This window comes from Saccharopolyspora sp. NFXS83 (assembly GCF_026241095.1).
GTDB lineage: Bacteria > Actinomycetota > Actinomycetes > Mycobacteriales > Pseudonocardiaceae > Saccharopolyspora_C.
The window spans coordinates 292,563-304,762 of record NZ_JAPFGB010000008.1 but is presented as its reverse complement, the minus strand read 5'-3'; the positions used below and the strand labels follow the sequence as shown (position 1 = coordinate 304,762).

The 12,200-nt window shown below is 69.8% G+C and carries 11 protein-coding genes and 1 pseudogene; 8 read left to right on the top strand and 4 right to left on the bottom strand.

Annotated elements, in window-relative coordinates; translation table 11 throughout:
- The 3 genes and pseudogenes from OOZ19_RS12305 to OOZ19_RS12295 all read left to right on the top strand — a co-directional run.
- Nucleotides 1–1,456 (top strand): alpha-amylase (locus OOZ19_RS12305; protein WP_416309425.1); only part of this gene is annotated, 1,456 nt, incomplete at its 5' end.
- A gap of 64 nt (nucleotides 1,457–1,520) precedes the next feature.
- Entirely contained in the window at nucleotides 1,521–2,552 is a 1,032-nt protein-coding gene (locus tag OOZ19_RS12300) for a LacI family DNA-binding transcriptional regulator (RefSeq protein ID WP_266090201.1), read from the top strand.
- 145 nt (nucleotides 2,553–2,697) lie between these two features.
- A pseudogene (locus OOZ19_RS12295) lies at nucleotides 2,698–3,237 on the top strand (M23 family metallopeptidase); the annotation flags it as partial.
- Between the two features lie 143 nt (nucleotides 3,238–3,380).
- Here the strand turns inward: OOZ19_RS12295 and asnB are convergent.
- Nucleotides 3,381–5,309 carry an asparagine synthase (glutamine-hydrolyzing) gene (asnB, locus tag OOZ19_RS12290; RefSeq protein WP_266090200.1) on the bottom strand — a complete coding sequence of 643 codons (1,929 nt, stop codon included), beginning with the start codon at nucleotides 5,307–5,309 and terminating at the stop codon, nucleotides 3,381–3,383.
- Nucleotides 5,310–5,715: 406 nt separating this feature from the next.
- On the opposite strand from asnB, the gene ctaC reads away from it, so the two are divergent.
- From ctaC to OOZ19_RS12270, 4 genes are all read left to right on the top strand, one after another.
- Nucleotides 5,716–6,675 carry an aa3-type cytochrome oxidase subunit II gene (gene ctaC / locus OOZ19_RS12285; protein WP_266090222.1) on the top strand — a complete coding sequence of 320 codons (960 nt, stop codon included), beginning with the start codon at nucleotides 5,716–5,718 and terminating at the stop codon, nucleotides 6,673–6,675.
- Nucleotides 6,676–6,711: 36 nt separating this feature from the next.
- Nucleotides 6,712–7,110 (top strand): cytochrome c oxidase subunit 4, encoded by a 399-nt coding sequence (locus OOZ19_RS12280; protein ID WP_266090199.1) that lies wholly within the window; start codon nucleotides 6,712–6,714, stop codon nucleotides 7,108–7,110.
- 144 nt (nucleotides 7,111–7,254) lie between these two features.
- Complete coding sequence (locus OOZ19_RS12275) at nucleotides 7,255–8,841, top strand: alpha/beta hydrolase (protein WP_266090198.1); 1,587 nt, start codon at nucleotides 7,255–7,257, stop codon at nucleotides 8,839–8,841.
- A 146-nt stretch (nucleotides 8,842–8,987) separates the two neighbouring features.
- Nucleotides 8,988–9,266, top strand: coding sequence for an Lrp/AsnC family transcriptional regulator (locus OOZ19_RS12270; RefSeq protein WP_266090197.1), 279 nt, complete (start codon nucleotides 8,988–8,990; stop codon nucleotides 9,264–9,266).
- A gap of 139 nt (nucleotides 9,267–9,405) precedes the next feature.
- Here the strand turns inward: OOZ19_RS12270 and trpD are convergent, their stop codons facing one another.
- From trpD to OOZ19_RS12255, 3 genes are all read right to left on the bottom strand, one after another.
- Nucleotides 9,406–10,437 carry an anthranilate phosphoribosyltransferase gene (trpD, locus tag OOZ19_RS12265; RefSeq protein WP_266090221.1) on the bottom strand — a complete coding sequence of 344 codons (1,032 nt, stop codon included), beginning with the start codon at nucleotides 10,435–10,437 and terminating at the stop codon, nucleotides 9,406–9,408.
- Between the two features lie 27 nt (nucleotides 10,438–10,464).
- Nucleotides 10,465–10,875: a response regulator gene (locus tag OOZ19_RS12260; RefSeq protein ID WP_266090196.1), complete on the bottom strand. Its 411-nt coding sequence runs from the start codon at nucleotides 10,873–10,875 to the stop codon at nucleotides 10,465–10,467.
- Nucleotides 10,876–11,025: 150 nt separating this feature from the next.
- Nucleotides 11,026–11,385 carry a hypothetical protein gene (locus OOZ19_RS12255; RefSeq protein ID WP_323055123.1) on the bottom strand — a complete coding sequence of 120 codons (360 nt, stop codon included), beginning with the start codon at nucleotides 11,383–11,385 and terminating at the stop codon, nucleotides 11,026–11,028.
- Nucleotides 11,386–11,563: 178 nt separating this feature from the next.
- Between OOZ19_RS12255 and ctaE the strand changes: the two genes are divergently transcribed.
- Nucleotides 11,564–12,175 carry an aa3-type cytochrome oxidase subunit III gene (ctaE, locus tag OOZ19_RS12250; protein ID WP_184477894.1) on the top strand — a complete coding sequence of 204 codons (612 nt, stop codon included), beginning with the start codon at nucleotides 11,564–11,566 and terminating at the stop codon, nucleotides 12,173–12,175.
- The last annotated feature ends 25 nt before the right edge of the window (nucleotides 12,176–12,200 follow it).

Here is a 12,200-nt window from a genome sequence, read left to right as displayed (position 1 = left end):
CAACGCGTTCAAGGACGGCTCGCTGGCCCAGCTGGCCAAGCTGCCGGACGAGATGACGCTGCCCAGCGACCAGGCCGCGCCCCCCGCGGCGCCCGCCCCGACCACCGCACCGGTGTCCGGCCCGATCGTGCAGATGTTCCAGTGGCCCTGGGCGTCGATCGCGCAGGAATGTCGCAGCACGCTCGGCCCGAAGGGGTTCGGCGCCGTCCAGGTCTCGCCGCCCCAGGAGCACGTGCAGCTCGACGGCTTGAACCATCCCTGGTACCAGGACTACCAGCCGGTGAGCTACCAGCTGGAGACCCGTCGCGGCGATCGCGAGCAGTTCGCCGCCATGGTCTCCGCCTGCAACGACGCAGGGGTGGAGATCTACGCGGACGCCGTGGTGAACCACATGGCGGCCAGCGACGCGGTGGGCAGCGCAGGCACGACGCACTCGAAGTACGACTACCCCGGCCTCTACAGCGATGCCGACTTCAGCGACTGCCGCCGCGACATCGCGAACTACGACGACCAGTGGGAGGTGCGCAACTGCGAGCTCGTGGGGCTCTCGGACCTCAAGACCGGCACCGACTACGTGCGGTCCGCCGAGATCGGGTACCTCAACGACCTGATCAGCCTCGGCGTCTCCGGATTCCGGGTGGACGGCGTGAAGCACATGCCGCCCGAGGACGTCGGTGCGATCTTCGGCAACTTGAACGCGGTGCCGGACACCGGCGCGAAGCCGTACATGTTCCAGGAGGTCATCGCCGACCAGACCACGTCGGCCGGTGAGTACTCCGGCAACGGCGACGTGACCGAGTTCGCGTACCACCACAAGGTCAGCAACGCGTTCAAGGACGGCTCGCTGGCCCAGCTGGCCAAGCTGCCGGACGAGATGACGCTGCCCAGCGACCAGGCCGTGGTGTTCATCGACAACCACGACACGCAGCGCAGCGAGCCGACGTTGACCTACAAGGACGGCGTCTCCTACGACCTGGCGAACGCGTTCATGCTCGCCTACCCGTACGGCACGCCGCAGCTGATCTCCGGGTTCGCCTTCGACGACCCGGACGCCGGGCCGCCCGCGGACTCCGACGGCCGCACCAGCCCCGCGGACTGCGCCGACCAGGCGTGGGTGTGCGAGCACCAGCGGCCGATCATCGCCGGTATGGCCGGGTTCCACCAGGCCGTGCAGGGGAAGGAGCTGACGAACTGGTGGGACGACGGTTCCGGCCGGATCGCGTTCGGCCGCGGTGACGCCGGCTTCGTCGTGATCAACCGCGAGGACGGCGAGATGGCGGAGCAGCAGTTCCAGACCTCGCTGCCCGCCGGGACGTACTGCGACGTGATGTCCGGTGCGCTGGAGAACGGTTCCTGCACCGGCGCCACCGCGCAGGTCCAGGACGACGGCACCGTCACCACGACGGTGCAGGGCAACTCGGGTATCGCGCTGCACGCTGGTGCGAAGCTGAGCTGATCTGCGCGCGCGGGGTGCCACGGCGACGTCGGCACCCCGCGCGGCGGAACCTCGGAGGTACCGCATGACCGGGTTGGCCGACATCGCCGCGGCGGCCGGGGTCAGCGTGTCCACGGTGAGCCGGGTGCTGAACCGGCGGGCCGGCATCAAGGGCGAAACCCGGCAGCGGGTGCTCGACGTGCTCGCCCGGATGCCGCACACCGCCCGCGGCGCGGCGGCGATCCGCCGCACCGGGGTGATCGGGCTGCTGGTGCCGGAGCTGGTGAACCCGGTGTTCCCGGCGTTCGCCGAGGCGCTGGAGACGCGGGCCGCCCGCGCCGGCTACGGGGTGCTGCTGTGCAACACGCGAGCGGCGCTGACCGAGGAAGAGCACGTGCGGATGCTGCTGGCCCGCGGCGTCGAAGGAATGATCTTCGTGGCGCCGGAGAGCTCGCACGCCGCCGCCACCGACCACCGCCCGCAGGCGCACCGGCGTTACCGCTCGCTGCTCGACGACGGGGTGCGGATGGTCTTCGTCAACGGCGGCGGGCCGACCGTGGACGTGCCGGACATCGCGGTGGACGAGCGGCTCGCCGGTTACCTCGCCACCCGGCACCTGCTCGACCTCGGGCACCGCCGGATCGGGTTCGTCAGCGGCCCCGCGCACGCGGTGCCGTCCCGGCTCAAGCGGGCCGGGTGGGTCGCGGCGCTGGAGGAAGCGGCGGTGCAGCCGGATCCCGAGCTGGTCGCGCACGCCGACTTCGGCGCCACCGGTGGCGCGCGAGCCTGCGCCGCGCTGCTGGACGGTCCGGCGCCGACCGGAGTGCTGTGCTCCTCGGACGTGATGGCGTTCGGCGCGCTGCGCGAGGCCCGGCGGCGCGGCCTGCGGCTCCCGGACGACCTGTCGGTGGTGGGGTTCGACGACGTGCCGCTGGCGGACTGCTGCGCACCGAGCCTGACCACGCTCGCCCAGCCGATCGCGGAGATGGCCGACGCCGCCGTCGCGGAGCTGCTGGACCGCCTCACCCCGGAGCTGCCCGCCCGGCTCGGCGGACGCACCCGGATGTTCCGGCCCCGGCTGGTGACCCGCGAATCCACCGCGCCGCCCGCGACCTGAGCGGCGGCGTCGGCGAGTTTTCGTCAATGATTTACCTGAAATACGACCTAATTGGTCTGTTCTTGTCGAGCGTCCTGTGGTCGGATCGATCTCCCTGCCAGGTGCCTCCGGCGCGTGCCGGAGCCCAGAACGAGGAGGCGTTCCCATGACCGGAGCACGACGTCCCACGACCTTCGGCGCAAGACTCGGAGCCGCGGCGGCGACCGCGGCGCTCACCGGCCTCGGCGTGCTCGCGGGCACCGCGCCCGCGGTGGCCGCGCCGAACTTCCAGGTCCCGTTCCGCTGCGGGGTCACCGTCACCGCGGCCACGTTCAGCGGGCACAACCCGGCCAACTCGGTCGACTTCCAGCGCAGCGACATCACCGGCATGCCCGTGGTGGCCTCCGCCGGCGGCACCGTCAGCGTCGTCGGCAACGAGGGCGACACCAGCTACGGCCGCTGGATCGAGATCGATCACGGCTCGGGCTGGACCACCCGCTACGCGCACCTGTCGGTGCAGAGCGTCTCGGAGGGCGACGAGGTCAAGTCGGGTCAGAAGATCGGCGAGGCCGGGGCGACTGGAGGCGTCACCGGCCCGCACCTGCACTTCGAGCAGCGCTCCGGTGGCGACGACGTCAAGGTCACGCTCAACGGCGAGGACGTGCCCTACAACGGCCACACCGACTTCACCAGCAAGAACAACTGCTGACGGACCCCGCCGAGGAAAGCGGAACGGCCGCTTCGTCCTGGGGGCGAAGCGGCCGTTCGTTCGTGCGGAAGATCAGAGCTCGTCGTCGGACCGGTGCGGTTCCGCTTACCCGGACACCAAAGCCGAACGACCTGCGGCAGTCAGAGCTTGACCGGGTAGTACGGCTCCGGGACCTCGGGGGACAGGCGGCCCTCGACGAAGATGCCGTGCCAGATCATGAACACCAGCAGCGCCCACAGGCGGCGGCTGTGGTCGAGCACGCCGGAGCGGTGCTCCTCCAGCAGCTGCAGGATCGCCGTCTTGTTCAGCAGCCGCTCCGTCTGCGACTGCTGGATGATGTTGCGCGCCCAGTCGTGCATCTCGTCGCGCAGCCAGTGCCGGATCGGCACCGGGAAGCCCAGCTTGCGGCGGTTGAGCACGTGCGCGGGCACGACCTGCTTCATCGCCTGGCGCAGCGCGTACTTCGTGGTCTCCGGGGTGATCTTCTGGTCCAGCGGGATGCCGCTGGCGACGCGGAACACCTCGTTGTCCAGGAACGGAACCCGCAGCTCCAGCGAGTTCGCCATCGTCACCTTGTCGGCCTTGACCAGGATGTCCCCGCGCAGCCACGTGAACAGGTCCACGTGCTGCATCCGGGTCACCGGGTCCCAGTGCTCGGAAGTGCGGTACGGCCCGGCGGTGACGTCGCGGTGCGAGACACCCGGATCGAAGGCCGCCATCACGGCCTTGAGCTGGTCGTCGCGGAAGATCCGCGCGTTGCCGTAGTAGCGGTCCTCCAGCGACAGGGCGCCGCGGCGCAGCAGGTCCTTGCCGCGCACCCCGTCCGGGATCGCGGTGGAGACCTTGCCCATCGCCTTGCGCAACGAGCCCGGCACGCGCTCGAACGGCGCCAGCGACAGCGGCTCGCGGTAGATCGTGTAGCCGCCGAACAGCTCGTCGGCGCCCTCGCCGGAGAGCACCACCTTGACGTGCTGGCGCGCTTCGCGGGCGATGAACCACAGCGGCACCAGCGCCGGGTCCGCCACCGGGTCGTCGAGGTACCAGACGATCAGCGGCAGCGTCTCCATCATCTCCTCGGGGGAGACGGTGCGGATCACGTGCTTCACGCCGATCGCCGCGGCCGACTCGGCGGCCACGTCCACCTCGGAGTAGCCCTGCCGCTCGAACCCGGTGGTGAAGGTGATCAGGTTCGGGTTGTGCTCCTTGGCCAGGCAGGCGATCGCCGTCGAGTCGATGCCGCCGGACAGGAAGGAGCCCACGGTCACGTCGGCGCGCATGTGCTTGGCGACCGAGTCCCGCATGACGTCCACGACCTGGTCGTGCAGCCGCCGGGCCTCGGAGTCGTTGCGCACCGGCTTCGAGGTGAAGTTCGGGACGAAGTACCGCTCGGTCACCAGGCGCCCGCCGGGGGACACGGTGAACGAGGTGCCGGACTCGATGCGCCGGATCTGGCGGTGCATCGTCTCCGGCTCCGGGACGTACTGCAGCGTCAGGTAGTGCTGCAGCGCCTTGTGGTCGAGGTCCTCGCCGATGCGCAGCGTGGTGGCCAGGCTCAGCAGGCTCTTCTTCTCGCTGGCGAACGCCGCGCCGCCCGGCCCGTCGGCGTAGAACAGCGGCTTGATCCCGAACGGGTCGCGGGCGCCGAACACGACGCGGCGCTCGCTGTCCCAGATCAGGAACGCGAACATGCCGCGCAGCCGGCCGACCATCGCGGTGCCGAGGTAGTGGTAGGCGGCGACGATCACCTCGGTGTCGCCGTCGGTGTGGAACCGGGCGCCGTAGTGCTCGGAGAGCTCCGCGCGCAGCTCCAGGTAGTTGTAGATCTCACCGTTGAAGTTGATGGTGTAGCGGCCGGGGTTCTCCGGCGGCCCCCAGGTCAACGGCTGGTGCGAGTGCTCCAGGTCGATGATCGACAGCCGGTTGAAGCCGAAGACGACCTCACCGCCGTGCCAGGTGTCGCTCTCGTCCGGCCCCCGGTGCCGTTGGCAGGGCAGCGCTTTGGCCACGGCGTCGACGGCGAAACCGGCGTTCTCTTCAGTGGGACAGACAAGTCCAAGCAGGCCGCACACGGCGTCTCGGGCACCTCTCGCGTCGGCGATGGGTCGGGCTCCGCCCCGCGGCCCCGGCGGGGATCTCGGCGGGCGGGGGCCCCAGTATGCCGGGTCCGCCGCCGTACCGTGCAGGCGCGGTGAGTCCGAGCTCGCGTCACCTGGCGCCCGCTGTCGATCGTTCCCCGCGCGGCGCGTGCGAGCGGGCTCCCGCGCACGCGCGCGAGTGGCGGATCTCCGCTCCGGGCGGGGACGATCTCGGTGATGTGCAGCGCACCTCGCCACCCCGGAGGCGTATCGCGGCTACTGCTGGGCTAGGCTCCCCGCAGCATTCCGGCCGCGGGGCATGGTGGGTGCGCAGTGTGTCCAAAACCCGCGGCGACGGTGGAAACACGCAGCGAGGAGGCGTCGCGCAGTGGGCTTTCGGATGGGGAGCTTGCGGCAGGAACGTCTGAAGGAGGGGACCCGAGTGCCACGGCTGGTCAAAGTCGCCGGGCTGGTAGGCCTGGTCGCGGTCGCGGCCACGGGCTGTTCGGCCGACGAGGTCCTGCGGTTCGGCTGGCCGCAAGGTGTCACCCCGCAGGCCGAGTCGATGCGTCAGCTGTGGACGTGGTCGGTGATCGCTGCGCTGGCGGTCGGCGTCCTCGTGTGGGGCCTGATGTTCTGGACGGTCGCCTTCCACCGCAAGAAGGGCGAGGAGCTGCCCCGGCAGTTCCAGTACAACGTGCCGCTGGAAGTCATCTACACGGCCGTGCCGTTCGTGATGGTCGTGGTGCTCTTCTACTTCACCGCCACGACGCAGAACTACGTGATGGCGAAGTCGGCGGATCCGGACGAGAAGGTCAACGTCGTCTCGTTCCAGTGGAACTGGGAGTTCAACTACCCGGACCACCGCACGCCGGACGGGCAGCCGGTTCGGACCGTGGGCAGCAGCAGCGAGATCCCGCTGCTGGTGCTGCCGACCGGATCGTCGATCCAGTACAACTTGAGCTCCACCGACGTCATCCACTCGTTCTTCGTCCCGGAGTTCCACTTCAAGCGGGACACCTTCCCGCACCCGGACAAGAACGATCAGGACGCCGTCTTCGAGAACACCATCGAACGCGAAGGCTCGTTCGTCGGGCGGTGCGCCGAGCTCTGCGGCACCTACCACTCGATGATGAACTTCGAGGTCCGCGCCCTGTCGCCGGACAAGTTCGACCAGTACATGCGGCTGCGGACGCAGAACAACCCGGCCACCGGGCAGTACTACACCGCGGCCGAGGCGTTGACCCAGATGAACTGCGGTGAGCTGTGCGCGCCGCGGGCGGTGACCTCGGTGCCGTTCGACACCGACCGAACCTCCGGTGAGCCGTCCACCATCGGTGGCCGGCAAGCGGGCAACTGATCCCGGCAGGACGTAGGGCGCGAGAGTGAGGACTCCATGAAGGTCGAAGCGAAGATCTTCAACCTGATCACCGGCTTCTTCTTCCTGTCGGCGGTCGTCTACGGGGTGTGGTCGTACGAACCCGTGGGCACGACGGCACTGGTCCTGGTGGGCGGGTTGTCGCTGCTGATCGGCAGCTACTTTCAGTTCGTCGCGCGGCGCATCGAGCCGCGTCCGGAGGACAACCCGGACGCCGAGATCAGCGATGGCGCGGGCGAGCTGGGCTTCTTCAGCCCCGGCAGCTACTGGCCCGTCGGGCTGGCGGCAGCCGCCGCGTTCGCCGGTATCGCGCTGGCGTTCTTCCACGTGGTCATGATCGTGATCTCGGTCGGCGTGCTGCTGATCATGGTCGCGGGCCTGGTGTTCGAGTACCACACCGGACCGAATCACGAGTGATCTCCAGTACCTAGGTGAGCCCCCGGACCGCTGGTCCGGGGGCTCACCTATTTTCGGGCCCAATTGATTACTTTCAGTGGTGCCTGAGTGATCCCCTTCGCTAGTTTTCACTCGTCAGTGAGGAATCTGGGGAGGAAACTGGGGATGTCATCACGCACAGCTGTCTTGGGGCGCGGTACGGCGGTGCTCGCCGCCGTGCTCGTCGCGGGCTCGCTCGCGCCGACCGCACTCGCGGGACCGGAGCCGCCCGCGCAGCCGCTGCGCACGAACGGTGCCGCCGCTCCGGTCCTCGACTGGACGCCCTGCGCCGACGCGCCCGGCTACGAGTGCGCCACGGCCGAGGTGCCGCTGTCCTACCGGGATCCGGCGGGGCAGCGGATCCGGCTCGCCGTGGGAAAACTGCCCGCCGTCGATCAGGAGCACAAGCTCGGCACGATCTTCTACAACCCCGGTGGGCCCGGCGGCAGCGGCAGGTTCGCACCCGAATTGACCCCGGAACTGCACCAGCGCTTCGACATCGTCGGCTTCGACCCCCGCGGCATCGGCGACAGCACCGGGTTGAGCTGCTTCACCGAGCCCGGCGACGGCTTCCACGAGGTGGGCTCCTTCCCGGTGACCCCCGAGCAGGAACGGGTCACGGTCGAGGACACCATGCGCGGAGTCGAGCAGTGCGCCCGGAACGCGGGGCCGCTGCTGCGGCACACCTCGACGGCGAACGTGGCTCGTGACCTCGACCTGCTGCGCGAGGCGGTGGGGGAGGACCGGCTGGACTACTACGGCATCTCCTACGGCAGCCACCTCGGCACCGCGTACGCGAACCTGTTCCCGGAACGGGTGGGCTCGGTCGCGATCGATGCCGTGCTCGACCCGATCGAATGGACCACCGGATACCGCCCGGACGAGGCGTTCGACCCGTTCAGCTTCCGGTTGGGCAGCTACGGCGGTGCCCAGCAGGCGCTGCGCACGTTCCTCGACGCGTGCGCAGCCGATGAGCGCTGCGCTTTCCGGGAACCGGGTACCGATCTGCTCGGCAAGTACGACGCGCTGCTCGACCGGCTGTTGACCCAGCCCGTCACGGTCACCCGGCCCGACGGGACTCCGCTGGAGATCACCTACCAGGCGGCCACCACCAGCACGCTGGGCGCGCTCTACGGCGCCTCGGCATCGACGCAGCTCGGCGAGTTCCTGCAGCAGCTGCACGAACTCTCGCTGCCCGGTGCCGCCGCCGGACCGCCACCGGTCGTGTCGGTGCCCCCGGCCCCGCCAGGTTGGGCCGGCGGCCTGCGGGCGGAGCAGGGGATCAGCGTGATGTGCAACGACAGCAGCAACCCCGGCAACCCGTGGGCGTGGTCCGACTACGCGCGGCGGGCCGACGAGGTCGGGCGCGGCTTCGGCTCCTACTGGACGTACCTGTCGCTGGGCTGCGCCGACTGGCCCGGGGGATCCGACCCGGACCGCTACACCGGCCCGTGGGATCGGGAGACTTCGGCTCCGGTCCTGGTCATCGGCAACCGGCAGGGCGATCCGGCCACGCCCTACGACGACGCGCGGAAGGTGTCGGAGCTGCTCGCCGACGCCAGGCTGCTCACGCTCGACTCGTTCGGGCACGGCGCCCGTGGTGCGAGCGCCTGCATCGACGGGGCGTTGAACGCGTACTTCACCGACGGAGCGCTGCCCGCCGAGGGCACGGTCTGCCAGCCGGACCGAGGCCCGTTCGACCCGGCGCCCTGACCGGCCCGGACGTGGTGCGGCGGCCCGCTCGACCCGACCGGTCGAGCGGGCCGTGCGGTCGCGGTGCGTTGGTGGGAAACACCTGTTCCGGGAAGCTTAGGATTCGAGGAGCCGAGCAACGCAGTCCCGCAGCCAGGAGGCTCTTCGTGATCACCGCGATCGTGCTCATCAAGACCGTCGCCGACCGACTCACCGAGGCGGCCCAGGAGGTCGCCGACATCGACGGCGTCGCCGAGGTCTACTCCTGCGCGGGCGACGTCGACCTGATCGCGATCCTGCGGGTCACGAACCACGAGGACATCGCCGAGATCGTCCCGGGCCGGATCAACAAGGTCGCCGGGGTGCTCGACACCGACACCCACATCGCGTTCCGCTCGTACTCCCGCCAGGACACCGAGGCCACCTTCTCCATCGGCCTGGAATGAGGTCGTCCGGCGTTCGGACGGTCCCCTCCGGGTGAACCGGTCCCGGTGGCCAGCAGGCGACGGACCCTCTCCGAGGAGGGCGCCGTCCGCCTCCCGGGCCCGGGGACCGTTCGACCCGCTCGACCGGGTCGCGCCGGATCTAGTCCTGCGCGCCGAACGAGGCCCAGCGGGTGAGCAGATCCGCGGCGGCGCCCGAGTCGAGCGCCCGCGCGGCCCGGTCGAGCCCGGTGCGCAGCTGCTCGGTCAGGTCCTCGCCGATGCCGTCGTAGGCCGCGAGGGCGCCGGCGGTGTTGAGCACCACGGCGTCCCGCACCGGGCCCCGCTCACCCGCCAGCAGCCTGCGCACCACCTCGGCGTTCACCTCGGCATCGCCGCCTTGCAGGGCTTCCGGAGTGGTGCGCGGGATGCCGAGGTCCTCCGGAACGATGCGCTCCCGGCGGACCTGTCCGTCACCGACGACCCAGGCCGTCGTGGTCGAGGTCGTGGTGATCTCGTCCATGCCGTCGTCGCCGGCCACCAGCAGCACCGAGTTGCCGCGCGCCGCGAACACCTCCGCCATCACCGGAGCCATCCGCTTGTCCGCGCACCCGATCAGGCCGCTGGCCGGTCGTGCCGGGTTCGTCAGCGGGCCCAGCAGGTTGAACGCGGTGGGGATGCCGATCTCCCGGCGCGGTCCGGCGGCGAACTTCATCGCCGGGTGGAACACCGGCGCGAAGCAGAACCCGATGCCGACCTCGGCGACGCAGGCGCGCACGCCCTCCGGCGGCAGGTCGATCGTGACGCCCAGCGTTTCCAGCACGTCCGCGGTCCCGCACTTGGACGAGGCCGCCCGGTTGCCGTGCTTGACGACGGTCGCGCCGCAGGCGGCGAGCACGATCGCGGTCATCGTGGAGATGTTCACGCTGCCCGACCGGTCCCCGCCGGTGCCCACGACGTCGACGGCCCGCCGGCCGACGTCCAGCGGCAGCGAGTGGGTGAGCATCGTGTCGGCCATGCCGCGCACCTCGGCCGCGGTCTCGCCCTTCGCGCGCAGCGCCACGACGAACGCGGCGACGCGTGCCGGGGTGGCCGCGCCGGTCATCACCAGGTCCATCGCCCAAGCGGTGTCGCTCGCGGACAAGTCGTTGCCCGCGACGAGGTGTCCTAGGAGTTTCGGCCAGGTGCCCGACATGGTGCCCACGATTGTTCTCCGGGTGGTTCAGGCTCGCACCGCGGATGGCACTGCGGTGCGTAGCAGTTCGGCGACGGTTTCGGCGGACGACAGCGGGTCCAGCGGGTGCACGAGCACCGCGTCGGCCTGCGACCAGGTCGCCAGCCATCGGTCGTCGCGGCGGCGCACGGTGAGCACGATCGGCGGGCAGTTCGTGATCTCGTTCTTCAACTGCCGCGACACGCCCATGCCGCCCGTGGGCTGCGCCTCGCCGTCGAGCACCACCAGGTCGGCGCGGCCGGCGTCCAGTTCGCTGAGCACGTCGGCGACGTTGCCAGCCTCGACGTAGTTCACCCTGGTCAGGTCCGGTGAAGGCCGCCTGCCGATCGCGTTGATGATCGATTCGCGTACTTCGGGCCGGTGGCTGAACACCAGGATCGTGGTGGTCGATGTGCTCATCAGCTGCTCCTCGCTGGCTAGGCGGTCGGCTCACGGCGTTGTGGTGACTCGGCCCGACGACGAGATGGTGCCCTCGATGACGGTGATCTCCGGATGCTAGCGGCTGAACAGGCTTGAGCAGTAGCCGCCACGGGCCAGTGGACCGGGTGATCAGCCCGGACCGTTCTGCAGCGCGACCCAGCCGACGGCCCTGCCGTGCAGCCGCTGCGCGAGTCCGGCCATCCGGGAGCTCTCCTGTGAGCAATGCAACGCGTCGAGTTTCTGCACACGCTCCGCGAACAGCGGCTGCTCGCCGGGTTCGGGTTCCGCGCCGAACGGGACGGAGCCGTCGCCCGGATCGGGGCGCAGCCGCCAGCCGTCCTGTTCGAGCAGCTCAGCGGCCCTGCTGATCGATTCCTGCGGGAGCAGCACGTGGTGGCGCAGCACCGCGGCGTCCTCCGGAGTCCACTGCTGCGAGCGGGCGAGCACCGCCGAGGCGGCCTCGGTCTCGTCGAACGCGCTGACCACCACGATCAACGCCGGATCGTTCCAGTCGGGCGCCGCGGGCCCCCGCCGACCGCGCCTTAACCACAGACGGGGCAAAAAACGGCGAAAATTAATCACAACGAGTTACCTCCAGGTCGCGATCTGATCACTGAAGCGCCACGCCCGGGACCCGAGGGCGCAGGGGGAAAACGCACGGGACATAATGCGTCGCGTGACAACGGCAGCGCCCTCAATCAGTCAACGCGTGCACTCGCTGAACCGCCCGAACATGGTCAGCGTCGGCACCATCGTTTGGTTGGCCAGCGAGCTGATGTTCTTCGCTGGACTCTTCGCCATGTTCTTCACGGTGAAGGCGCAGAACGAGGGTGCGTGGCCACCGCCGCCCAGCGAGCTGAACATCGCCTACGCACTCCCGTTCACGGTGATCCTGGTGGCGTCCTCGTTCACCTGCCAGTGGGGTGTGTTCGCGGCCGAGCGCGGCGACGTGTTCGGCCTCCGCCGCTGGTACGTGGTGACCCTGATCATGGGCACGATCTTCGTGCTGGGTCAGGCAGGCGAGTACTACACGCTGGTCGCCGCGCACCACACCACGATCGCCTCGTCGGCGTTCGGCACGGTGTTCTTCATGACGACCGGCTTCCACGGCCTGCACGTCATCGGCGGACTCATCGCCTTCGTGTTCCTGCTCATCCGCACCAAGCTGAGCAAGTTCACCCCGGCGCAGGCCATCGCAGCGATCGTCGTGTCCTACTACTGGCACTTCGTCGACATCGTGTGGATCGGACTGTTCGCCGTGATCTACCTCGTTCCGTGATCCACCGGCCTCACCAGGGCCGCCA